Source organism: Frankia sp. CcI49, assembly GCF_001983215.1.
GTDB lineage: Bacteria > Actinomycetota > Actinomycetes > Frankiales > Frankiaceae > Parafrankia > Parafrankia irregularis.
On the sequence record NZ_MOWP01000005.1, the window covers coordinates 116486 to 143370 of the forward strand.

Consider the following 26885-nt stretch of genomic DNA (forward strand, 5'->3'; position numbering starts at 1 on the left):
GTCGGCCAAGGCGGTCAGGCCTTGCCCGCCGCCGCGACCAGCTTCGGCACGATCTGCTCCAGCGCGTAGGGGATGCTCAGCGTGGAGGGGAACGCCATCGACAGCGCGGTCTCGACCTCCAGCGGCACGTAGGCACCGCGCTTCACCGCCGGCAGTGCCTGGAACAGCCGGTCCGACTCGACCTGGGTGCGCTCGTCGTCGTCGCGGAACGAGAACAGCACGATGTCGGCGTCGAGCAGGTCGGTGCGCTCCTGGGACACGACCGCCCGGCCCGCGGGCCCGGCCTGCTCCAGGTCCTTGACCTTCGACGACAGCGTCAGGCCGAGACTCGACAGGAACTGGGCCGAGGCGTCGGTCGGCAGGATGATCGTGGCCAGCTGGCCCTCGCCGTTGAGCAGGCTGAAGCTGAAGGTCTTCCCCGCCAGCGCCGCGCTGTTCTTCTCCTTCGCCGTGGCGATGCCCGCCTCGACCTCCGTCACCAGCCCGCTGGCGGCCTCCGACTTCCCGAGCGCCTTGCCGATGCGGGTCACCCGGGTCTGCCAGGTGTCCTCGGCGACGTCCGTCTCGTAGGACAGCGTCGGCGCGATCGCCGTCAGGTTCGCGAAGTCGTCGGCGAGGCTGTAGCTGTCGGTGGCGAGGATCAGGTCCGGGGTCAGCGCCGCGATGCGCTCGAAGGGCAGGTTGTCCTCGTAGCTGAGCTGCTCCGGCGCCTTCGCGCTGCCGAGCTTCGCCTCGACCCAGGGCGGCAGGCCGGAGTCGAAGTTCGTCGCCGGGGTGACCGCGACCGGCACGACCCCGAGGGACACCGCCTCGTCGATGTCACGCATGAACCCGACGGTGACGATCCGCTCCGGACGGGCCGGCAGGACGGTGTCCCCCTCCGCGCCCTTGATCGTCAGCGGGAAGCCCGCGCCCGCGCCGGCCGAGCCGCCGGTCACGGGATCGCCGTCGTCACCGCAGCCGGCCAGCCCGACCGCCACCGCGCCGGCCGACAGGGACAGCAGGAACGACCTGCGCGAGAGCGGGCCGCCGGGGAGGCGCTCGATCGAGTTCTTCATGGGAGGGATGCGCCCTTCTGGGATGTATACCGCCACGCGGCGGGGGTTGTTGTGGGTCACCGCGGCCGCAGCGCGGCCGCGACGAGCGGGCCGACGACGGCGAGCGCCGTCGGAGACATGAGCTCCTCGTGGACGACGTCCACGGGATGGATGCGCAGCCCGCCGGCGACATACGGCGCCCAGGCCTCGGGATCAGCCTCGGGCTCGCCTGGTTCGGTGGGCTCCGGCCGGGCGCGGWTGAACTCCACCCGGCCGCGGTACCGCCCCGGCGCGGCGCTCAGATCGACGTTCGCCACGGCCAGCAGGCTGCGCGCGAGCGCGGCGAGACGCCCTTCGCCGACACCGCGCAGCGGTCCGTCGGTCTGCCCGGCGATGGCGTGCGCGGCTGCCGGGGTGAGGCCGTCCGGGTCGAGCCCGCCGACGGGGTACCCGGCCCGTTGCAGCAGGGTGTGCAGGAAACGCGCCAGCGCGACGCCGTCACCGGCCTGCTCGGCGATACTCGGATCAGCGGCGCTCGGCGGCGGACCGACCGCGGGCCCGGTCTGGCTGCCGGCGGCCTGCGGGTAGCCGTCCAGCATCACGATCAGCGGGACCTCCCGGCCGCGCCGCTCCAGTTCGCCGGCGAGTGCGTGGGCCAGCACCGCGCCCAGCGACCAGCCCAGCAGGTGGATCGGCCCGACCGGCTCCGCCGCGACCACGGCGTCGGCGTAGCGCGCGGCGATCTCGCCGACCGCGGGCCGCCCAGCGCCGTCGAACCCGGTCGCCTGCAGCCCGTAGACGGCGCGCTCTGCGCCGACGTGCCCCAACAGCCCGGTGTACGCCCAGCTCAGCCCGAGTCCGGGATGCACGCAGAACAGCGGCGGCACCATGGCCGCGGCCGGCTGGCGGCGCGCACGCTGCAGCCGGAGCAGCAGGTCGAGCGCGTCGTGGGCCGCCGGGGCCGCACCTGCCCCGAGGGCGGCCCCGGCGCTGGCGGCGGCTCCGGCCCCAACCGCCCCGTCCAGCCAGGCAGCGAGCCCGGCCGGGGTCGGTTCCCGCAGGACGACACTCAGCGCCACGTCGACCTCGAGCTCACGGCGGATCCGCACGGCGAGGCGGGCGGCGAGCAGCGAATGCCCGCCGAGTGCGAAGAAGGAGTCGTCCGCCCCGACCGCGGGCAGGCCCAGCAGCTCGGCGAAAAGCGCGCACAGCGCCTTCTCGGTGACGGTCGACGGTGGTCGGGAGACGTCCGATGCGAAGGTGGGTGCGGGCAGGGCACGGCGGTCGAGCTTCCCGTTCGGCGTCGACGGGAACTCATCGAGCACCAGCACCACCGACGGCACCAGATACTCCGGCAACCGCTCCGCCACCGCCGCCCGCAGGGAGACCGGCTCCAGATTCCAGCCCGGCCGCCCGGTCACATACCCGACCAGCCGGGTGATCCCACCATCGCTCCGAGCGACGACAACCGCCTGGCTCACCCCGGGCAGCCCACCGAGCGCAGCCTCGACCTCACCGGGCTCCACCCGATAACCACGGATCTTCACCTGGTCATCGGCACGACCCAGGTACTCCAGGTTGCCGTCCGACCGCCACCGCACCACATCACCCGTGCGATAGAGCCGCCCGCCCGAACCAAACGGATCCGCCACGAAACGCGACGACGTCTCACCCGGTCGACCCACATACCCCCGGGTGACGCCCGCACCACCCACATAAAGCTCACCGGGAACACCCACCGGCACCGGCAGAAGCGCACCATCGAGCGCGTATACGTTGTCACCCGCGACCGGCCGGCCGATATGCGGGGAGACACCCGCCTCAATCTCCGTCCACGTCGCATCCACCGTGCACTCCGTCGGCCCATAGAAATTCAGACCCCACGTCCGCTCCGCGGAACCCAGCACCCCCCACAACCGCGAACCCACCGCCTCCGCACCCGTCGCCACCACCGACGGAACCCACCTCCCCGCAAGAAGCCCATCCCCCACCAGCAACTCCAGCAAGGAAGGCGGCACATCCACAAAATCAACCCGCTCTCCCCGAACCAACCGCACAATCCCCGCCGAATCCCCCATCAACCCATCCGACAGAACATGCATCGCATGCCCCGACAACATCCACACCAACGGATCCAACGAACCATCAAACGCAAACGAAAGAACATTCAACACCCGCAAACGCCGACCCCCCACCGCCCGCACGGCCCGCTCCACCACCGCGGCACGATGCGCCAACACCAGATTCACCAACCCCGCATGCGTCCCCACCACACCCTTCGGCCGACCCGACGACCCCGACGTGAACACCACATACGCCGCCGCATCCCCACCCACCCGAGAACCGGAGAAGGAACCCGGATCCGTGGGAACAACCGGCCACGAAGCCGGCTCATCCACCAACACCACCGGACCCGCAAAACCCCCCAACCGGCCCACCAGAGCCGACGCCGAAACCACCACCGACGCACCCGCCTCGCCCAGGATCGCGTTCACCCGACCCGCCGGAGCACCGGCATCCACCGGCACGAACACACCCCCCGCCTTCCACACCGCCACCATCACCACCACCACATCCACACCCCGCGGCAAAACCACCCCCACCCGCGACTCCACACCCACACCAAGAACCCGCAACACCCCCGCCAACCGACCCGCCAAACCATCCACCACACCAAACGACAACGACCTCCCCCCACACACCACCGCCACCTCACCCGAACCCCCCGCCACCACCGCATCCCACACATCGAGGAGATTCACCGGGGTATTCGACGAGGCATCGACGGCCTTGCCCGGCCCGTTTTCGGTGATGGTGACCTCGGCCGGGAAACACGGCGGTGCCGGCACGGCCAGACGGGCGATCGGGGTGCGTGCCGGGGCCACGGTCATGGCGGCGAGGACAGCGGCGAGCGTGCGCGCCACCTCGTCGGCCTTCCGCGAGGGCAGCAGTTCGGGGCGGTGTTCCAGTTCGAGGACCGGGCCGTCGGCGGTCTCGGCGACGAGGGTGAGTGGGTAGTGGGTGGCGTCCTCGGTGCGGACCGCGGCCACGTCGAGGCCGATCGCCGCCCGCACCCGGCCGATCTCGGCCTCGTCGACGGGATACGACTCGACCACCAGGAGGGTGTCGAACAGCGCTCCGAGCCCGGCGACCGCCTGCACCTCGGCCAGGGACAGGTAGTGGTGGTCGAGGGTCGCCGTCTGCGCCCGGTGCAGGCGGGCCAGCAGCCCGCTCACCGTCTCCCCCGGCCGCAGCGCGACCCGGACGGGGACGGTGTTGATGAACAGCCCCACCATCGACTCGACACCGGTGATCTCCGGTGGGCGGCCCGAGACGGTGGCGCCGAAGACGACATCCTGCCGGCCGACGGCGCGGCTCAGGGTGATCGCCCAGGCCGCCTGCAGGACCGTGCTCAGGGTGACGCCCCGATCGCGACCGAGCTCGACGAGCCGCCGGCGGGTGTCCGGGTCGAGCGGCACCGCCAGGCGGACCGGCGTAGCGGCGACGGCCGACGGCGCCGGCCCGCCCGCGCCGTCCACAGTGCCGGTGGCGGTGGCGGTGGCGGTGGCGGTGAGCAGGGTCGGCTCGGTCAGCCCGTCGAGGGCCTCTCGCCAGACCGCGAGGGAGTCGTCCTTGTCCCTGCCGGCCAGCCAGGCCAGGTACTCCCGGTAGGGCCGCGGTGGTGCGCTGCGCGTCCCGGCGTAGAGGTCGAACAGGTCCCGCAGCAGCAGGGGGCCCGACCATCCGTCCAGGAGGATGTGGTGCGAGGTGATGACCAGCCGGTGCCGGTGTGGCCCGGTCCGGATCAGCAGGAAACGGATCAGCGGGGGTGCGTCCATCACGAACGGGCGGTCCCGTTCGGCGTCCACCAGCAGCTGCGCCCGCGGTTCCGCGGAACCGCCCGCCGCGGCCTCCGCCGCGGGCACGGCCGCCGGTGCGCTGGTCACGTCGGCAGTGGACCAGGGGACGGTGACGGTGCGCAGCACCACCTGCACCGCTCCGGTGGGGGCGGTGATGAAGGCCGTCCGCAGGTTGGCGTGCCGCTCGACCAGCGCCTGCGCGGCGGCGTGCAGGCGGGCCTCGTCGAGATCCCCGACCAGGTCCAGGATGGTCTGCACCGTGTAGGCGGCGTCCGTCTCGGCCAGCGCGTGGAAGAAGAGGCCTTCCTGTAGCGGCGCGAGGGGGAGAACCTCCTCGATGTTCGAGCGGCTCACGGGGTACGCCACCTCTCCTCGAAGGCGTCGAGCGTGCTCTGGTCCAGCGCCACCAGGGCCATGTCCGACGGGGTGTGGCCGCCGCCGGCCCCGCGGGCGACATGGGTGGCGAGCGCGGTGAGGGCGTCCTGCCAGGCGGCGGCGAGGGCGTCGAGCTCGACCGCGGTGAACAGCCCGCCGGGTGCGGCGAAGGTCGCCCGCAGCAGGGGGCCGTCCGCGGTGTCCTCGGTGAGCGCGGTGATCTCCAGCGGGGCCGCGGCGACGGCCGAGGGGTCCTCGACTCCGGCCAGGTCGGCGAACTCGGCCGACTGCGTCCACGGACCGCCGGCCGCGGTGCCGCCGGCCGCGGTGCCGTCGTACCGGCCCAGGTAGTTGAAGACAATCTGCGGTTCGGGGGCCCGTGCCAGCTGCGGCGCGGTCCGCGGGTTGAGGACGCGCAGCAGCCCATGCCCCAGGCCGTGGTCCGCGATCGCGCGCAGGCGTTCCTTCGCGGCCTTGACCAGGTCGCCCGCCGCCGGACCGCCGGCCAGCGCGTCGTCCAGGTCGACGCCGCCGACGGCCAGTTTCACCGGGTACCGCGTGGTGAACCAGCCGACGGTGCGCGACAGGTCGCTGCCCGGCACCACCGGCTCCTCGCGCCCGTGGCCCTCCAGCAGCACCCGGACGTCCGCCGCGGCCCGGCCACGTTCCCGGTTCCAGGCGCCGACAGCCAGTCCCAGCCCGGCGAGCAGGACGTCGTCGACCCGGGCGAAGAAGGCCTCCGGGACGTCGGTCAGCAGCGCCCGGGAGACCGGCACGCCCAGCTCGCACCGCGCGGTGCGCACCGTCGCGGCCAGGTCGCGGGCCGGGTCCAGGGGCCGCGTCCCCAGCGGCGGCTCGTCGCCGGCGCCCATCTCCCGCCACAGCGGCAGTTCGGCGAGCCGCACGGGCTGGCGGGCCGCCTCGGTCAGGCCGAGCGCCCAGTGCCGGAACGAGGTGGCGGGCGGGCCGAGATCCGGCTGCCGGCCGGCGGCCACGGCCTGGTAGGCGGCGGCCAGGTCCGGGATGAGGATCCGCCAGGAGACACCGTCGACGGCCAGGTGGTGGATGACGATCGAGAGCCGTCCCGGCGCGGCCCCCGCGTCGAACCACACCGCCTGGATCATCCGGCCGGCGGCCGGGTCGAGCCGGTCCGCCGCCGCGCCGGTCTCGGCGCGGACCAGCGCGGCGGCCGCGGGCAGGCCCCACACCCCGGTGCCCGGCGCGGCCGCGTCGGCAGCCTCGGCGGCGTCGGCGGCGGCGTCGGCGGCGGCGTCGGCGGCGGCGGCGTCGGCGGCGGCGGCGTCGTCGACCCGGCACACCACGGGAGCACCCGACGCGGCCACGGCCGCGCCCACCGGCGGAACGGTAAGCGTCCAGCCGCCGTCGGCGTCCCTGCCGGCGACGGCACGCAGCATGTCGTGCTCGCGGCACAGCACGTCGACCGCGGCGCGCAGCGCGGCGAGGTCGAGGCCGGCCGGCACGGTGAGCACCGCGGCCTGGGCGAACCGCGGTCGCGGGCCACCGTCCCGGTCGAGGATCTCGCGCATGATCGGGGTGAGCGGCACGGCGCCGACGGCGGCGTGCTGGCGGGCGGCCGGCTCGCCGTCGCCCCGCGCGGCCTGGGCGGCCCGCGCGTCGGCGACCGCCGCCAGCTCGGCGACCGTGCGGTGGGTGAAGACGTCCGCCGGGGTGATCCGCAGCCGGGCCGCCCGAGCCCGGGCGACCAGCTGGATGGAGACGATGCTGTCTCCGCCGAGGGCGAAGAAGGAGTCGTCGGGACCGACCTGCGCCACCCCGAGCAGTCCCGCGATCAGCTCGGCGAGCAGCTCCTCCGTCGCCGAGCCGGCCGCCCGGCCGGTGCCGCGCAGGTCCGGCGCCGGCAGCGCGCGCCGGTCGACCTTGCCGGCGGGTGTCAGCGGGATGGCGTCCAGCCACTGGATGACCGTGGGCACCATGTGGTCGGGCAGCAGGCCGCCCAGCCAGGCGCGCAGCGCGTCACCGTCCGCCGGCTGCCCGTGCTCGGCGCCGGTGTGATCGGCATGGCCGGTCTCGCTGGTCTCGTCGGTGCGATCGGCATAACCGGTGTGGCCGGTGACGTAGCCGACCAGCAGGGTGGCCCCGCCGGCGGTGCGGTGCGTGACGACCACGGCCTGACGGACGTCCTCGTGCTCCCCGAGCACCGCCTCGATCTCCTGCGGCTCGACCCGCATCCCGCGGATCTTCACCTGGTGGTCCGCCCGCCCGATGAACTCCAGGGTGCCGTCGGGGGCCCAACGGGCGAGGTCGCCGGTGCGGTAGAGGCGGGCACCGGGCGTCCAGGGGTCGGCCACGAAGCGTGCCGCGGTCTGGCGGGGATCGCCGACGTACCCGCGGCCGAGCGGCAGGCCGCCGGCGTACAGCTCACCGGCGACCCCGACCGGCACCGGACTGAGCGCCTCGTCGAGGACGTACAGGCGGGTGTTGGGGTTGGGCCGGCCGATGCTCAGCGCGTCGCGGGCGGCGCCGCCGCGGTAGATGTCGTGGCTGACGCCGATCGTCGCCTCGGCCGGGCCGTACCCGTGGTACATGACCGCGTCGAGGCGGGCCCGGAACCGCGCGAACAGCTCGGGGGTGAGGGCCTCGCCGCCGCACCACACATGGCGTAGGGTGCCGGCGGCGGCGTCGATGCCGGGCAGGGCCAGCAGCATGTCGAGCATGGAGGCGACCAGGTAGGTGAACGTCACCCGGTGCCGGACGATCGTGTCGAGCAGGTAGTCGACGTCCCGCTCGCCGCCGGGTCGGGCGATCACCACCGCGGCGCCGGTGACGAGCGGCAGGAGGACCTCGTTGACGGAGATGTCGAAGCCGAGCGGTGCCTTGAACAGCGCCGCGTCACCGGGGCCGAAGCCGAGCAGCTCGCGTTGCCACAGCAGCCGGGCGGCGATGGCCCGATGGCAGATCATCGCCCCCTTCGGGGTGCCGGTGGAGCCCGAGGTGTAGATGACGTAGGCGAGTCCGTCCGGGTCCAGCGGCGCGACGGGCACCGGTGCCGGCGCCGGCGGCAGGTCACCGACGAGCAGGACGGGGACGTCCAGTTCGTCGGCGTCGGGCAGCCCCGTTCCGGTGGCGCTGACGACGGCGCGCAGCCGGGCGCTGCGGTGGATGTCGGCGATCCGCCGGGTGGGCCACGCCGGTTCCAGCGGGACGAACGCCGCGCCGATCCTCTGGATGGCGAGCAGGGCCGCGACGAGGTCGACCGACCTGTCGAGGTGGACGCCGACGACGTCCTCGGTGCCGACCCCGCGGGCCGTCAGCGCGGTGGCGACGGCGTCGACGCGCCGGTCCAGCTGCGCGTAGGTGAGCCGGTGGGTGCCGTCGATGACGGCCGGTGCGTCCGGGGTGCGCGCGGCCTGCGCCGCGAACAGGCCGGGCACCGTGTCGTCGCACAGCGGCGCGGCGGTGTCGTTCCACTCGACGAGCAGCCGGTGGCGCTCGGCGCCGTCGAGGATGTCGAGGCCGGACAGCATCGTTCCCGGTGCGGCGCCGAGCGTGCGCAGGATCCGCGTCAGGCGTTCGGCCAGCAGCTCGACGGTGGCGGCGTCGAACAGGTCCGCGTCGTACTCGACCGCCGCGTCGTAGCCGCCGTCGAGCGTCGGGGTGAAGGAGAACGCCAGGTCGAACTTGGCGCCGGCGGCCTGGTCGCCCGCGTGGTCGCCGCTGGGGTCGTCGCCGGGGCCGCTGTCGGTCAGCGGCGTGACGTCGAGCCCGGGCAGCCCGGTGGCCGCGCCGCCGGCGACCCGGAAGTCGACCATGACCTGGAACAGCGGATGCCGCCCGGCGGCCCGCGCCGGGTTGACCGCGTCCACGACCCGGTCGAAGGGCGCGTCGGCGTGCGCGTAGGCCCCCAGGGCCGTCTCCCGCACGCCGAGCAGCAGGTCACGCAGGGTCGGGTCGCCGTCGAGCCGGGTCCGCAGCACGACCGTGTTGACGAAGAAGCCGACCAGGTCCTGCAGCGCCTCGTCGGAGCGGCCGGCGGACAGCGCGCCCAGCGGGATGTCCCGGCCCGCACCGAGCTTGTGCAGCAGCACGGCCACCGCGGTGGTCGCGGTCATGAACTCGGTGGCACCGGTGTCCCGGCCCAGCGCCCGCAGGTCCGCCACGACCCGCTCCGGCACCCCGAACCGCGTCACGCCGCCCCGGTGGGACGTCTCCTGCGCGCGGCGCGGGCGGTCGACCGGTAGCCCGATCTCGTCGGGCAGGTCGGCGAGGGTGTCCGTCCAGTAGGCCAGCTGCCCGGCGAGGATGCTGTCAGGGTCGGCGGCGTCGCCGAGCAGGTCACGCTGCCACAGCGTGTAGTCGGCGTACTGGACGGGCAGCGGCGCCCACTGCGGGGTGTCGCCCGCCGCCCGGGCCGCGTAGGCGGTGCCGAGGTCGCGGAGCAGCGGGTCGGTGGACCATTCGTCGCCGGCGATGTGGTGCAGCACCAGGGCGAGCACATGATGGTCGGGCGCGAGGCGGAACAGGTGCAGCCGCAGCGGGGGCTCGGTCTCCAGGTGGAACGGCCTGCCGACGGCCTCGGCCACCAGCCGGGCCAGCGTCCCGGGCGCCGTGTCGACAACGGTCACCGCGGCCCGGGTGTCGGCCAGGATCCGCTGGTAGGGCGTGCCGGCCTCGTCGGGAAAGACGGTGCGCAGGGTCTCGTGCCTGGACACGACGTCGTCGATCGCGGCGGTGAGGGCCTCGATGTCGAGCGCTCCGCGCAGCCGGGCGACGAACGGGATCGTGTAGGTGGCGGACGGTCCTTCGAGCCGGTCCAGGAACCACAGCCGCTGCTGCGCCGCCGACAGCGGCAGGCGCTCGGGCTCCCCGTCCCCGGCGAGTTGGGCGGGCCGGGCACGGCGCAGCAGAGGTGGCCGGCCTGCCGAGAGCCGGCCGGCATCCAGGGCCGCGGCGAGACCGGCGACGGTCGGGCTGTCGAACACCGTCCGGACCGGTATCTCGGCGCCGGCCGCCGAGCGGAGGCGGGAAATGAGCCGGGCGGCGAGCAGGGAGTGCCCGCCGAGGGCGAAGAACGAGTCGTCCAGCCCCACCTCGGCGACACCGAGCAGCTCACCGAACAGACCGGCGACCAGGCGCTCGGCCGCCGTCCGCGGGATGCGCCCGCCGCCGGCCGCACCGCCGGCGAAGGTGGGTGCGGGCAGGGCGCGGCGGTCCAGCTTCCCGTTCGGCGTCGACGGGAACGCCTCCAGCACCAGCACCACCGACGGCACCAGATACTCCGGCAACCGCTCCGCGACGGAGGCCCGCAGGGAGACCGGATCCAGATCCCAGCCCGGCAGCCCGGTCACATAACCGACCAGCCGGGTGATCCCACCGTCGGTCCTCGCCACCACGACGGCCTGGCTCACCCCGGGCAGCCCACCCAGCACCGCCTCGACCTCACCCGGCTCCACCCGATAACCACGAATCTTCACCTGGTCATCGGCACGACCCAGATACTCCAGGCCGCCGTCCGACCGCCACCGCACCACATCACCCGTGCGATACAGCCGCCCACCCGAACCAAACGGATCCGCCACGAAACGCGACGAGGTCTCACCCGACCGACCCACATATCCCCGGGCCACCCCCGTACCACCCACATAAAGCTCGCCCACGACCCCTATCGGGACGGGGTGCAGCGCCCGGTCGAGCACGTAGACGTTGTCCCCCGCCACCGGCCGGCCGATATGCGGCGCCACACCCGCCTCAATCTCCGTCCACGTCGCATCCACCGTGCACTCCGTCGGACCATAGAAATTCAGACCCCACACCCCCACCGCGGAACCCAGCACCCCCCACAACCGCGAACCCACCGCCTCCGCACCCGTCGCCACCACCGACGGAACCCAGGCACCCGCAAGAAGCCCATCCCCCACCAGCAACTCCAGCAAAGAAGGCGGCACATCCACAAAATCAACCCGCTCTCCCCGAACCAACCGCACAATCCCCGCCGAATCCCCCATCAACCCATCCGRCAGAACATGCATCGCATGCCCCGACAACATCCACACCAGCGGATCCAACGAACCATCAAACGCAAACGAAAGAACATTCAACACCCGCAAACGCCGACCCCCCACCGCCCGCACGGCCCGCTCCACCACCGCSGCACGATGCGCCAACACCAGATTCACCAACCCCGCATGCGTCCCCACCACACCCTTCGGCCGACCCGACGACCCCGACGTGAACACCACATACGCCGCCGCATCCCCACCCACAGAAACCCTCGGAACAGCACCCACACCAGAATCATCAACCGGCCAGGAAGCCTGATCGTCCACCAGCACCACCGGACCCGAAAAACCCAAAAGCCGGCCCACCAGACCCGACACCGAAACCACCACCGAAACACCCGCCTCGCCCAGGATCGCGTTCACCCGACCCGCCGGAGCACCGGCATCCACCGGCACGAACACACCCCCCGCCTTCCACACCGCCACCATCACCACCACCACATCCACACCCCGCGGCAAAACCACCCCCACCCGCGACTCCACACCCACACCCAAACCCCGCAGCACCCCCGCCAACCGACCCGCCAAACCATCCACCACACCAAACGACAACGACGTCGCCCCACACACCACCGCCGCCTCGCCGGAACCCCCCGCGACCACCGCATCCCACACATCGAGAACCGACCGGTAGCCAGTCATTGGATGCGCGGCGGAAACAGCGAGAGAAGCATTCTTGGCAGGTGAATCCGCGGCTCCGCTCCATTCGTCCAGCAGCATGCGCCGCTCGGCCGTGGAGAGGAGATCGACGTCGGCCAACCGCAGATCATGGTTGTGCGCGAAGGCGGCGAGCACCAGGTTCAGGCGTGTCAGGAGGCGTTCGGCGGACGCGGTGTCGAACAGGTCGGCGTCGTATTCCAACGAGGCGARCAGGCCCTCGCCGCTCGGGTCCGGGGTGAAGGTGAAGCCGAGGTCGAACTTGGCGTTGGCCGCTCCGGCGGATTCCAGCGACGTCACGGCCAGGCCGTCGAGCCCGGGATTCGCCTCGGTGGGATTCCAGAAGTCGACGAGGGTCTGCACCAGGGGGTGGCGGCCCGCCGCCCGGGGCGGGTTCACCCTCTCGACCACTGTGTCGAAGGGGACGTCGGCGTGCGCGTAGGCGTCCAGCGTGGCGCGCCGGACGCGCAGGAGCAGCTCACGCAGCGTCGGATCCCCGGCGAGGTCGATCCGGACCACGACCGTGTTCACGAAGAAGCCGACGAGCGGCTCCAGCGCCGGATCGACCCGGCCCGCGACGAGGCCACCGAGCGGGATGTCGTCACCGGCGCCGTGCTTGTGCAGGGTGAGGGCGACCGCCAGGTGGGCGAGCGTCAGCTCGCTCGCGCCGGCCTCGGCCAGCAGCGGGCGCAGCGCCGCCATGGTCGCCGCCGGGATCGGCGCACGGACCCGCCCGCCGCCGGCGCCGGGAACGGTGGGCCGCGGCCGGTCGATCGGCAGCTCCACCGCCTCGGGCAGTCCGGCCAGGGCGCTCGTCCAGTGGGCGAGCTGGCGCTCGGCCGCCTCGGACGGTCGATCCGCCCCGCCGAGCAGGTCCTGCTGCCACAGCGTGTAGTCGGCGTACTGGACGGGCAGCGGCGCCCAGCCGGGGGCCGCGCCGCGGCGGCGCGCCGCGTAGGCGCTCGCCAGGTCACGCAGCATCGGCCCGGTGGATCCCTCGTCACCGGCGATGTGGTGCAGCACCAGCGCGAGAACATGCTCGTTGTCGCCCAGGCGCAGCACGGTGACCCGCAGCGGAATCTCCGACTCCAGCCGGAACGGTGCCTCCAGAACGTCGCGGAGCCGCTCGTCGAACGTCCACTCGGACGCCTCGACGAACGTGAACGGCACGTCGACGGCAGCCGCGTCGAGAACCTGCTGGACGGGGCTACCGTCCCGCTCCGGGAAGACGGTGCGCAGCGTCTCGTGCCGGGCGACGACGTCCGCGACCGCCGTGCGCAGCGCGGTCAGGTCGAGGGGGCCGGTCAGGCGCGCGGCGAACGGCAGGTTGTACGTGCTGCTCGGCCCTTCCAGCCGGTACAGGAACCACAGCCGGCGCTGCGCCGCGGACAGCGGCAGCACCGCCGGGCGGTGAAACGCCGCGAGCGCGGGACGTCCCGGTGTGGCCTCGAGGGTTTCGAGGTGGGCCGCGAGGGCGGCAACGGTGGGCGCGTCGAACATCGAGCGGATCGACACCGGCAGGCCTGTCGCCGCCCGGACGCGGGAGGTGAGCCGGGTGGCGAGCAGGGAGTGCCCGCCGAGGGCGAAGAACGAGTCGTCCAGCCCCACCTCGTCGACACCGAGCAGCTCACCGAACAGCGCCGCCAGCATTCGCTCCGTGGCGGTGCGCGGGGTACGCCCGCCGCCGGCCGCGCCACCGGCGAAGGTGGGTACGGGCAGGGCACGGCGGTCCAGCTTCCCGTTCGGCGTCGACGGAAACTCCTCCAACACCAGCACCACCGACGGCACCAGATACTCCGGAAGCCGTTCCGCGACGGAGGCCCGCAGCACCGCCGGATCCACCACCGCCCCGGCCCTCGCCGTCACATACCCGACCAGCCTGGTGATCCCACCATCGGTCCGGGCGACGACAACCGCCTGGCTCACTCCGGCCAGCGCCCCGAGCGCAGCCTCGACCTCACCCGGCTCCACCCGATAACCACGGATCTTCACCTGGTCGTCGGCACGGCCCAGATACTCCAACGCACCATCGCCCCGCCACCGCACCACATCACCCGTGCGATACAACCGCCCACCCGAACCGAAAGGATCGGCGACGAAACGCGACGACGTCTCCCCCGACCGCCCGGCGTACCCCCGGGCCACCCCCGCACCGCCCACATACAACTCACCGGGAACACCCACCGGCACCGGCAACAAAGCACCGTCCAACACATACACACGATCACCCGCGACCGGGCGGCCGATATGCGGCGCCACACCCGCATCAATCTCCGTCCACGTCGCATCCACCGTGCACTCCGTCGGCCCATAGAAATTCAGACCCCACACCCCCACCGCAGCACCCAGCACCCCCCACAACCGCGAACCCACCGCCTCCGCACCCGTCGCCACCACCGACGGCACCCAACCCCCCACAAGAAGCCCATCCCCCACCAGCAACTCCAGCAAAGAAGGCGGCACATCCACAAAATCAACCCGCACCTCCCGAACCAACCGCACAATCCCCGCCGAATCCCCCATCAACCCATCCGACAGAACATGCATCGCATGCCCCGACAACATCCACACCAACGGATCCAACGAACCATCAAACGCAAACGAAAGAACATTCAACACCCGCAAACGCCGACCCCCCACCGCCCGCACGGCCCGCTCCACCACCGCGGCACGATGCGCCAACACCAGATTCACCAACCCCGCATGCGTCCCCACCACACCCTTCGGCCGACCCGACGACCCCGACGTAAACACCACATACGCCGCCGCATCCCCACCCACCCGAGAACCAGCACCAGGCTCCGAACCGGCCACCGGCCACGAACCCGGCTCATCCACCAGCACCACCGGACCCGCAAAACCCCCCAACCGGCCCACCAGAGCCGATGCCGAAACCACCACCGACGCACCCGCCTCGCCCAGGATCGCGTTCACCCGACCCGCCGGAGCCCCGGCGTCCACCGGCACGAACACACCCCCCGCCTTCCACACCGCCACCATCACCACCACCACATCCACACCCCGCGGCAAAACCACCCCCACCCGCGACTCCACACCCACACCAAGAACCCGCAACACCCCCGCAAGACGACCCGCCAAACCATCCACCACACCAAACGACAACGAAACCCCGTCACACACCACCGCCACCTCACCCGAACCATTTGCCACCACCGCATCCCACACATCGAGAACCGACGGAAATCCAGTGGTAGGCGAATCGTTGGCAGCCTTCGGCACGAGCGGGGAATCCTCACCGGAAGCCGGGCGTGGTCCCAGCTCAGGCCGCGCCGCGGCCCCGCCGCTCCATTCGTCCAGCAGCAGCTGACGTTCGGCGGCGGTGAGGACATCCACCGCCGCGAGCCGCGCGTCGAGGTGGCCCGCGAAGAAGGTCAGCGTGTCCAGGATGCGGCGCATCGTCGCGTGCACCGCGTCGGCGGTGAACACGTCGGTGCGGTATTCGAGCTTGATGCGGATGACGTCCGCATCCGGCATCAGCATCAGGGTGAGGGGGTAGTGCGTGTAGCCGCGTGACCAGCCGACCTCGGCGGTCAGCCCGCCGCTGCGCCCGGCGTCGAGCAGGTCCGCGGTCTGGAGCGGGAAGGTCTCGAAGACCATGAGGGTGTCGAACAGCCGCCCGGCCGGCACCCCGGTGACCTGCTGAACCTCGTTGAGGCCCAGGTACTGGTGCTCGAGGACTGTTGTCTGCGCCTGCTGGAGGCGTTCGAGCAGCGCGCGCACGGTGTCCGCGGGCGACCAGTGCACCCGGGTCGGGATGGTGTTGATGAACAGCCCCACCATCGACTCGACACCGGTGATCTCCGGTGGGCGGCCCGAGACGGTCACGCCGAACACGACGTCGTCGCGGCCGGACATCCGGCCTAGCACCAGGCCCCAGGCGGCGCTGAGCAGCGTGTTGAGCGTGACCCCGCAGGCCCGGGCGGCGTCGCGAAGACGTGCGGCGAGCTCCGCCGGGATGACGTCGATCACCTCGGCGGGGAACACGGTGGGGTCGCGCAGGTCCGGGCCGGCGAGCAGGGTCGGCTCGTCGACCCCGGCCAGCACCTGCTCCCACGCGGCGCGCGAGGCCTCGCGGTCGCGCCGGTGCAGCCAGGCGAGGAAGTCCCGGTAGGGGCGCGGGCGGGCGGGCCCGCTCCCGGGCCCGAGGCCGGCGCCCGAGCCCGAGCCGGAACCCGAGCCGGCGGACTTGTAGATCTGGAAGAGGTCACGCACGACGAGCGGGGTGGACCATCCGTCCAGGACCAGATGATGGTTGGTGACCACCAGCCGGTGCTCGTGCGCGCCGAGCCGGACGAGGGTGAGCCGCAGCAGCGGCGGCTCGGCCAGGTCGAATCCGGCCGTCCGGTCGTGCGCGAGAAACTCCTCCAGCCGGCTGGCCGGGTCGGAGCCAGCGGGAGCGGGGCCAGCCGGGTCGGGGCCAGCCGGGTCGGGGCCGGTGAGGTCGAGCACGGTGAGCCGCGGCTCGACCTCGCCGAGAACGACCTGCACCGGGTCGTCCCCCTCGTCGGGAAAGGCGGTGCGCAGCACGGGGTGCAACGCGAGCAGCTCGCGCGCCGCCGCGCGCAGCCGGGCCAGGTCGAGCGGCCCGCGCAGGTCGACGACGAGCTGGACGGAGTAGAAGTCGACCGCGCCGGCGTCGAAACGCGCGTGGAAAAGCAGGCCCTCCTGCAGCGGCGACAGTCCCAGCACGTCGGCGAGCGCGGGATAGCGGGCCTCCCAGCGCTCGACGTCGGCCTGCGTCGCGCGCACGAGGGGCAGATCGGACGGGGTCCGCCCACCCGCGCCCCGGTTGACCACCTCGTCGGCCAGGGCGGCGAGGGTCTCGATCCACCGCTCCGCGAGTGCTGTCACCTCGTCGTCGGTGAACAGCCCGGCCGGAAACTGCAGGCRCAGCGCGAGCTCGGGACCGTCCGCCCCGTCGCTTGCCGCGACGTTCGTCACGAGCGCCGCCGCCGCGGGGAGCTCGGGGTCGGCCGCGGGTGCCACGCCCCCGAAGGAGATCCCGGCGAATCCGAGCTGTTCCACCGGATCGACCGATGCGGTCGGTCCCACCGGGCCCACCGGTCTCGCGTCGACGCGCCCGACGTAGTTGAACAGGATCTGCGGTTCGGGATGACGGGCCAGCTCGGCGTCCGCGCCGGCGAAACGGAGCAGGCCGTAGCCGATCCCGTTGTCCGGAATCGCGCGCAGGTGTTCCTTGACCCGCTTGACCATGGCGGCGGCCGCCACACCGCCGGCCGGCGCCCCACTGGTCGGCGTCCCACCGGTCGGCGCCGCCGTGAGGTCGAGTCCGGAGGTGTCGAGCCGCACCGGGTACTGAGTGGTGAACCAGCCGACCGTGCGGGAGATGTCCGCCCCGGGCAGGACCTGCTCCTCGCGTCCATGCGCCTCGATCGTGACCACGGTCGCCGCCGCGGGCACGCCACGCGCGGCCCGCCACCGGGCGATCGCGACGCCGAGGGCGGCGAGCAGGACATCAACGGTGCTGGCGTGGAACGCGCCTGGCACCGTGCCGAGCACCGGACCGGCGACCTCCGCCGGGACGCTCAGCGAGACGGTCCGCACGGTTGCCCGGGTGTCCCGGCGGTGGTCGAGCCGCCGAGCGCCGAGCGCCGGCTCCGGATCGGCGAGAACCGCCCGCCACAACGGCAGTTCGGGGATCCGCGCCGCGGCGAGCCGATCCAGCCGTACCGCCCATTCCGCGAACGCCGTCCCCGTCGCGGGCAGTTCCGACCGTTCCGACCGTTCCGCGCCAGGCTCCGCGTCCGCGGTGGCGGCGACCGTGGTCGGGACGAGGGCGGTCTCGAGATCCTCGGCCAGGATCCGGCAGGAGTAGCCGTCGGTCGCGAGGTGATGGCAGGTCAGCAGCACCGCACCGGGACGGGCGGCGCCGGCGTCGAACCAGGTCGCCTGCACAAGCACACCGGCGCTGCGGTCCAGCCTGGCGACGGCGGCGGCGTGCTCGCGGCGGAGCAGGTCCGCCGCGCCCGCGGCCGGCAGGTCCACCCGCCGCAGCACCTGCTCGGCATCGACGGACCCGACCGGACGCATCGAGAGCCGATGGACGGGTTGCTCCACAGGCTCGTCCGCGGAACCGGGAGCAGGCACGTCGGTGGTGATCAAGGTGGCCCGCAGCATGTCGTGCCGGTCGAGCAGCATCTGCACGGCCTGGCGGATGCGCGGGCGGTCCGCTCCGGCCGGGGCCTCCACCAGCACCGCCTGGGAGAACCGTTCGAAGGGACCGCCCCGGGCGAGGAACGCCCGCATGATCGGAGTGAGGGGCAGCTCGCCGGCCCCACTCGACACGGCCTCGAGCGCCGGGTCGGCGGCGGCCGCCGTACCGGATCCGGCCGTGGCCGCGCCAGCCGCACCCACCCCGGCGGGATCAGCCACCGCCATGGCGGCGGCGTCCGCCGCGGCGGCGAGCTCGGCGACGCTGCGCAGCTCGAAGACCTGCCGTGGGCTGATCGCCAGCCCGGCGGCGCGGGCCCGCGCGACGAGCTGGATGGACATGATGCTGTCCCCGCCGAGCTCGAAGAACGAGTCGTCCGCTCCGACCGCCTCCCGGCCCAGGACCTGTGCGAACAGGCCGGCGAGTACGCGCTCGGTGCCCTCGGCGGCGAGCCGCCCGGCCGGTTGGGCCGCGGTGAGGTCCGGCGCGGGCAGTCCGCGGCGGTCCAGCTTCCCGTTGGCGGTCAGCGGGAGCGCGTCCATCGCTACCAGCACCGCCGGGATCATGTGCTCGGGCAGCCGCCCGGCCAGATACTTCCGGATCAGCGCGATGTCGACCCGGCCGGCACCGCCACCGGCGGAACCGGCACCGACCACGTATCCGGCGAGGTAGGCGCCGCCGGGGCGGTCGGTCCGCACGGTGACCGCGGCGGCGGCGACGCCCGGCGCACCCGCCAGCGCGGACTCGATCTCGGCCAGCTCGATCCGGAAGCCGCGGATCTTCACCTGGTCGTCGGCGCGCCCGAGGTATTCCAGCTCGCCGTCGGCGCTCCAACGGGCCAGGTCCCCGCTGCGGTAGAGGCGCTGCCCGGTGCGACCGAACGGATCGGCGACGTAGCGGGTCGAGGTGAGTGCCGCCAGGCCCAGGTAGCCACGGCTGACCTGCGGGCCGCCGAGGTAGAGCTCACCGACGGTGCCGACGGGCACCGGGCGCAGCGCGCCGTCGAGCAGGTGCACGGTGAAGCCCGGCAGCCCGCCCCCAATCACGCTGGACGACGAGCCGAACGCCGCCGCGTTCAGCTCGCGGTGAGTGACGTGCACCGTGGTCTCGGTGATCCCGTACATGTTCACCAGGCGCGGGCCCCGCGGGTGGCGGGCGTGCCACCCGGCGAGCCGGGCCGGGTCGAGGGCCTCCCCGCCGAACACCACGGTCCGCAACGCCAGCCCCGGCGTCGACACCGGCCCGCCGTCCGACACCGGCCCGCCGTCCGACACCGGGGCGCCGTCCGCGCCGGGTACGGTTCCCGCCGGGTGTTCGGCGTCGGCGGCGGCAAGCTGGTAGAAGGCCGACGGTGTCTGGCTGAGCACGGTCACCTGGTGCCGGACGAGCAGCTCCCGGAAGTCGGCGGGGGACCGCGCGACGTCGTGCGGGACAACGACGAGCCGGCCACCGGACAGCAGCGGCCCCCAGGTCTCCCAGACCGAGAAGTCGAACGCGAACGAGTGGAACAGCGTCCACACGTCGTCCGGGCCGACGTCGAACAGCTCCCGCGCCGCGGTGAACAGCGCGACGACCGACCGGTTCGGGACGACGACGCCCTTGGGCACGCCGGTGGATCCCGACGTGTAGATGACGTACGCGACCTGCCCGGACCGCCCTGGCCCGCCCGGCCGCACAGGCCGCACCGTGGACGTCGTGTCGTCGGGCGCGAGGCACCGCGGCTCCTGGCCGGGCAGCTCGTGGCCGGGCAGCTCGTGGCCGGCTTCGGCGAGCACGGCCACCGGCTGGGCGTCACGCAGGGTGAAGGCGATCCGCTCGGTTGGGTAGGCGGGATCGATGGGCAGATAGCCGGCACCGGTCTTGAGCGCGGCGAGCGCACCGACGACCAGGTCGACCCCGCGGGGCAGCAGCAGCGCGACCAGCTTCTCCGGCCCCGCGCCGAGCGCGACGAGCCGCTGCGCCAGCGCGTTCGCACGCCCGTCGAGCTCGCCGTAGGTGACACGCCGTGCGCCGCTTTCGACGGCCACCGCGCCCGGGTCGCGGTCCACCACCGCCTCGAACAGGTCCGCGATCGTGGTGTCGGCGACGTCAAGCGGGCCGGCTTCGAGAGCCCGGCGCGCCGCACCGGCCAGCTCGTCCGCCGACAGCGCGTCGACGGTCGCCACCGCGGCGTCGGGCGCGGCGACGATCGCGGTGAGCACCCTGGTCAGGCGGGCGAGCAGCTGCCGGACCTGGTGCTCTCCCCCACCGAGCCCACGCGGGAGGTACTTCAGGGTGATCTCCAGACCGCCGGCGGTCGGCATCACCATCAGCGTCAGCGGATAGTGGGTGGAGATCGGGCGCTGGACCCGCGTCGCCCGCAGACCGCCGGCGCCCAGCGCGTCGTCGATCGCCGTGCCGTCGAACGGGAAGGACTCGAACACCAGCAGGCTGTCGAAGATCTCACCGGTGCCGAAGCCGAGGGCCTGCTGGATCTGGGCCAGCCCGCTGTGCTGGTGGTCGAGCAGGTCGGCCTGCTCGAGCTGGATCCGGGTGGCGAGCTGCGCGATCGTCTCGGCGGGCCGCAGGCGCACCCGCACCGGCAGCGTGTTGATGAACAGCCCGACCATGGACTCGACACCGGCGAGCTCCGGCGGTCGTCCGGACACGGTGGCGCCGAAGACGACGTCGTCCCGGCCGGTCGACCGCCCCACCAACATCCCCCAGGCCAGCTGGAACAGCGTGTTGAGGGTGACCCCGAGGGCGCGGGCGGTCCGGGTGAGCGCCGCGGCCAGGTCGGTCGGCAGCAGCTCGACGATCTCCTCGGGCAGCACGGCCGGCTCGCCGGCGGCGGCGGGTACCAGGTGGGTCGGCTCGGTGACCCCGTCCAGCGCCGCCCGCCAGGCGTCGAGCGCCGCCGCGGCGTCCTGCTCGGCGAGCCAGGCCAGGTGGTCGCGGTAGGGCCGGGCGGTGGGCAGCGCCGGTGCCGAACCGTCGGCGGCGTACAGCGCGAACAGGTCGCGCATGAGCAGGGGCGTCGACCAGCCGTCCATCACGACGTGGTGGTTGGTGAGGACGAACCTGTGCCGCTCGGGGCCGAAGGTCAGCAGCATCGCCCGCAGCAGCGGGGGCCGGCGCAGGTCGAACCGCCGCCGGCGGTCGGCCGCCACGAGCTCGGCGGCCTGTTGTTCACCGCGGGTGATGTCGACCTGGGACCAGGGGATCTCCGCCGTCCGCAGCACGATCTGGACCGGTTGGCCGACCTCCAGCACGAAGCCGCTGCGCAGCGCCGAGTGCCGGGCGAGCAGCGCGTTCGCGGCGCGGCGCAGTCGGGCCGCGTCCAGCGGGCCCGCCAGGTCGACGACAAGCTGGGCGACATAGACGTCGACACCGCCCTGGGCACCGCCGTCGGCCCGGCCCCCGGCACCGCCGTCCGCCTGGGCGGCGGCATCGCGGCCCTCCGCACGCGTGCCGTCGTCGGTGAGCAGCGAGTGGAACACCAGGCCCTTCTGCAACGGGGACAGCGGCAGGATGTCCTCGATCGCGGAGTTACCAGTGCTCACGTCGTCCTCCACATCGCCTCAAGGGCGTCGAGCTGGTCCTGGTTCAGCGAGACCAGGGAGAGATCGGAAGGTGTGCGCCCGCCGGCGTCCGCGCCGGCCGCGTGCCGGGCGATCGCCTCCAGCGCGTCACGCCACCGGTGCGCGAGGTCCGTGACGCCGGTGGCGTCGAAGATGCCCTCGGCGTACATCCAGTGCGCCCTCAGCCGGGGGCCCGCGGCGGTCTGCTCCGCGACCGCGTTGACGACCAGGCCGGCGGGCAGGGGCATGTCCGCCCCGTAGGCGGCGTCGAGGCCGGCGGCGTCGACCCGCCACCCCTGCGCACTCGGCGCTTCGAAGCGCCCGAGGTAGTTGAACCCGATCTGCGGGACGGGACGGGCGGCGAGGCCCGGCTCGGTGCCCGGGTGCAGGTGACGGAGCAGGCCGTAGCCGATGCCGTGGTCCGGGAGGGACCGCAGGTGCTCCTTCACCCGCCGCAGGACCGCCCCGGCGGACGGACCGGCGGCCAGCGCGTCGGCCAGGTCGATGCCGGTGGTGTCCAGGCGCACCGGATGCTGGCTGGTGAACCAGCCGACGGTGCGGGACAGGTCGCTGCCCGCCACGGCCTCCTCCTGGCGTCCGTGGCCTTCGAGCAGCACCAGCGCGCTGCGCCCCGCCGCGCGGCCAGCCGCGTCGCCGCGGCCGGCCGTCCAGGAGGCCAGCGCCAGTGCCAGCGCGGCGAGCAGCACATCGTCGACGCCCGCGAAGAACGCCGCCGGCACCGAGGTCAGCACTGGCCCGGCGACGTCGGGGTCGACGTGGACGGTGATCGTTCGGACGGTCGACCAGGTGTCGAGGGCCGGGTCCGCGTGACGCCGGCCCAGCAGGGCATCCGGGCCCGCGAGCACCTCGTGCCACCGCGCAGCCTCGTCGGTACGGGCTGCGGCCGCCCTCGTCAGCCCGGCGGCCCAGGTCCGGAAGGAGGTCGCCACCGGAGGGAGGTCGGCGGACGCGCCCGTCACGGCGGCCTGCACGGCGGTGGCGAGGTCGGGGACGATGATCCGCCAGGACACCCCGTCCACCACCAGGTGGTGGGCGACGAGCAGCAGCTTCGCCGCGGCGGCCGGGCCCGCGTCGAGCAGCACCGCCTGCAGGACGCGGCCCTGCGCCGGCGCGAGCCGGGACGCGGCCACGGCCAGCTCGGCGGCTGTCCGGTCCGCGACCGCCCGGTCAGCCGCCGCCCGGTCGCCCGCGGCCGGGTCGACGGTGACCCGGCGCAGCACCTCCGCCGCCCGCACGGATCCGACCGGGCGGACCGTCAGCTCGACGGGGTCGCCGGATCGGTCCAGCTGTGCCCGCAGCATGTCGTGCCGGTCCAGGAGAGCCTGCAGCGCCTGCTCCAGTACGACGTCCGGCGGTGGCTGCGGGAGATCGACGACGACGGACATCCGGTGGGCGTCGCCGAGCGGGCCGCGTTCGGCGAACGACCGCATGATCGGTGTGAGCGCGACCGGGCCGGTCCCGGTGGTGTCCCCCGCAGGGACGGCGGCACTGCCCACCCCCACGCCGCCCGCCCCCGTACCACCCGCCCCCGTGCCACCCGTGCCTGCACTGCCCGCCCCGGTACCGCCTGACCCTGCGCCGTCCGGCACGGCGGTGGCCGCGGCGGCCAGGGCCTCGACGGTGCGGTGCGCGAAAACGTCCCGGGGGGTGAACCGCAGGCCGGCCGCACGGGCCCGGCTGACCAGCCGGATCGCCAGGATGCTGTCCCCGCCGAGCTCGAAGAACGACTCGTCGAGCCGCGCCGACGGCACGCCGACGATCTCGGCGAACAGCCCGGCCAGGGTCGCCTCCGCGGCGTTGGCGGGTTCCCGGTCCGGCACCGGGCCGGCCACGCCCGCCGGGTCCGCTGGGTCCGCCGCGCCGGCGCCGGCGCCGAAGCGGGGCGCCGGCAGCGCGCGCCGRTCGACCTTGCCTGACGGCGAGAGCGGGAGCGCGGGCAGGAACGTCAGTGTCGCGGGCACCATGTGGTCGGGCAGCACCGCCGCGGCGTGTGCCCGCAGGCCGGCCGGGTCGGGCTCCGCGCCGTCCGCCGGCACCAGGTACCCGGCCAGGTAACGGCCGCCCGGCCCGTCGGTACGCGCCGCGACGGTGGCCTGGGCGACCCCGGGGTGGCCGAGCAGCACGGACTCGATCTCACCGAGCTCGACCCGGTAGCCGCGGATCTTGATCTGCTCGTCCGCCCGGCCGAGGAACTGCAGCGCACCGGTGGGGAGTCGCCGCATGAGGTCGCCGGTGCGGTAGAGCCGCGCGCCGGGCGGGCCGTACGGGTCGGCGACGAAGCGGGTGGCGCTCAGCCCCGGCCGGTTGAGGTAGCCGCGGGCGAGCTGGCTTCCGCCGAGATAGAGCTCGCCGGCCACGCCGACCGGCACCAGCCGCAGCCCTTCGTCCAGCAGATGGCCGACGGTGTTGTCCACCGGCACGCCGACCGGCACGGCACCCGCCAGCCCGTCCGTGACGGGGTGCAGCAGGGCCCCGACCGTCGTCTCGGTCGGCCCGTACTCGTTGATGACGGCGAACTGCTCGTCCGCCGGCCGGGCCCACTGCCCGAGCGCCTCGCCCCGCAGCTCCTCACCGGCGATCACCAGGGTGCGCGGGCCCTCGGTGGCGAACCGGACCTCGGGCAGCAGCGGGAGATGACTCGGTGTGATCTTCAGGAAGGTGGCGGCGCCCTGGGCGCGGGCGATGGCGTCCGGCGAGTCCTCGCACAGCTCGACCGCGCCGCCGCAGGTCAACGTCGCCAGCAGCGGGGTGACGGAGAAGTCGAACGAGATCGACGAGTGCATGAGGGTGTGCCCGGCGAGCCCGGGGAAGCACCGCACGGCCCAGTCCAGATGGTTCGCCAGTGCGCGGTGCGCGACGACGACCCCCTTGGGGACGCCGGTCGACCCGGAGGTGTAGATCACGTACGCGGGGTGGTCCGGCAGCAGCGGGGCCGTCCGGTCGGCGTCGGTGACGTCGTGGTCGGGCAGCCCGGCAAGCCGGCTTCGGGTGTCCTCGCCGTCGAGGAGCAGTGCCGTCAGCCCGGGAACCTCGGGGAGGGTGCCGACGTCCGCGGACCTGGTGATCAGCAGCACCGGGCGGGAGTCGGTGAGCATCCGGCGCACCCGGTCGGCGGGGTAGCCCGGGTCGACCGGGACGTAACAGGCGCCGGCTCTGGCGACCGCGAGCAGGGCGATCACCATCTCGGTGGTCCGCGTCAGGCCGAGGGCGACCGTCGACTCGGGGCCGGCGCCGTGCCCGGCCAGCAGTCTGGCCAGCTGGTTCGCGCGGCGGTCGAGCTCGCGGTAGCTGAGCCGGTCCCCGTCCGCGAGCACGGCCGGGGCGTCCGGCGTCGCCGCCGCCTGGGCCGCGACGCGCGCCGGCAGCAGCACGGCCTCGCCGGGAGCGCCATGGCCGGGGGTGCCGGGGGTGCCGGCGGGAGCGGTGGTCGCGGTGTTGTTCCAGGCGACGAGGAGCTGGTGGCGTTCCTCGTCGCTGAGCAGGTCCACGGTGTGCAGTGCCCGGTCCGGCCAGGTCAGTGCCACGTCCAGGATCCGGTCGAGGTGGCCCAGCATTCGGGCGACGAGCTCGCGCGCGGCGTCGGTCCGCGGATGGTTCGCCTCGACGGACATCGCGTCGCCGTCGGTCTCCACCGCCAGGGTCAGGTCGAAGCGGGCGTCGTCGCCGGGCACCGGGCGCCGGTGCGCCCGCAGGCCGACGGCGCGGAACGGGTCCAGCACCGAGGCCCGCAGCGAGAGCACGACGTTGAACAGCGCGGCGTCGCCGCGGGTCCGCTCGGGGTCCGCCGCGCGGCCGATGTCGTCGAGGTCGACGTCCTGGTGGGCGTAGGAGGCGAGGCAGACCTGCCGGGCCTGCGCGACCAGCTCGGCGAACGTCTCGGTGCCCTCGACACGCATCCGCAGCGGAACGGTGTTGCCCAGGTAGCCGATCACCTGGTCACCTCCGGGCAGATCCCGGTTGACCACGGGCACGCCGATCACCAGATCCCGCGCCCCGCCGTAGCGGCGCAGCAGCACCGCGACCGCGGCGAGCAGCACCATGAAGGACGTCGCCCCGGACTCACGTGCGCTGTCCCGGACCCGGGCTGCCATCCCGGCGCCCAGCGCGAACGTCTGGTCGGTACCGCCGGCGGCCCGGGCGGTGCCGGTGAGCTCCGGCAGGATGAGCCGTTCCGGCGCCGGGGTGAGCGTTTCGCGCCAGAACTCCAGGCCCGCCCGCGGCGACGGCGCTGGCGCCAGCGCGAGGTCGGCGTACTGCGGTGGCGGCGGCAGCACGGCGGCCGGGTCCTGCAGGAAGGCGACCAGCTCGCCGAAGAAGATCGTCGTGGTGCTGTCGTCCCAGGCGATGTGGTGGGCGACGACGATCAGCGTGAGGGCGTCGGCACCGGTGCGGTAAAGGCCGATCCGCAGCGGTGAGTCGGCCGCCAGGTCAAACGGGGTCGCCGCGAGCGCCGTGCACAGCTCGCCGGCGCGGGTGGCGCGTTCGCCGGCCGGAAGGCCGGTGAGGTCGATCCGCTCGACCAGTGGCGCCAGCAGCGGGTGGACGACCTGGCGCACGGCGCCGTCGTCACCCATCCGGTAGGTGGTGCGCAGGATGTCGTGGCGGGCGACGACGGCCGACGCCGCGGCGGCGATCGCCTCCGCGCGCACCGGTCCGGTCAGGTCCAGGGCGATCCGCACGTTGTAGCCGGTGGTGGTCGGATCCAGGTTCTGCAGCGACCACATCCGGCGCTGGCCGGCCGACAGCGGTCGGGCCACCGGGGCGCCACCACCGCCAGCGAGGCCGCTGCCGGCAACACCGCCGCCGGCACCACCGTTTTCGGCACCACCGCTGTCGGCACCGCCGCCCGAGAGGCCGCCGCCGGCCAGGCCCTGTGCGGCGAGCCTGCGCCGGGCCAGTTCACGACGGCGCGCCGCGGCCGAGTCCGTGGCCCCACCACCGGGGCCGGCCTGGCGGCGCTGGCCGCTCTGGCTGGCCTGGCCGCCGCCACGGATCTGGCTGACATCGCCGATCCGGGCCGGGTCAACGGTGCTGCTGTCGTCGGTGCTCACGCGGAGACGCTCCTTGCCCTGCGAGGCGGGCCACCAGGTCCGCTCGGTGATCTTTCTGATCGAGGTGGGCGGCATCTCGTCGAGAGGGGCGGT

The 26885-nt window shown here is 73.7% G+C and carries 4 protein-coding genes; all 4 read right to left on the bottom strand.

The features are described 5' to 3' along the window. Positions 1-14: 14 nt before the first annotated feature. Genes CcI49_RS03850 through CcI49_RS03865 form a run of 4 tightly spaced genes read right to left on the bottom strand, consistent with a single transcriptional unit; the run spans position 15 to position 26792 of the window. Positions 15-1058 carry an ABC transporter substrate-binding protein gene (locus CcI49_RS03850; RefSeq protein WP_054567389.1) on the bottom strand — a complete coding sequence of 348 codons (1044 nt, stop codon included), beginning with the start codon at positions 1056-1058 and terminating at the stop codon, positions 15-17. A 56-nt stretch (positions 1059-1114) separates the two neighbouring features. Next, entirely contained in the window at positions 1115-5251 is a 4137-nt protein-coding gene (locus tag CcI49_RS03855) for a non-ribosomal peptide synthetase (RefSeq protein WP_158230706.1), read from the bottom strand. Continuing rightward, complete coding sequence (locus CcI49_RS03860; RefSeq protein WP_131830999.1) at positions 5248-21702, bottom strand: non-ribosomal peptide synthetase; 16455 nt, start codon at positions 21700-21702, stop codon at positions 5248-5250. Before CcI49_RS03860 ends, CcI49_RS03855 begins: the two co-directional genes overlap by 4 nt. Continuing rightward, the gene (locus tag CcI49_RS03865) at positions 21699-26792 is read right to left on the bottom strand and encodes a non-ribosomal peptide synthetase (RefSeq protein WP_241839881.1); all 5094 of its coding nucleotides are present in this window, start codon (positions 26790-26792) and stop codon (positions 21699-21701) included. Before CcI49_RS03865 ends, CcI49_RS03860 begins: the two co-directional genes overlap by 4 nt. Between the last annotated feature and the right edge of the window lie 93 nt (positions 26793-26885).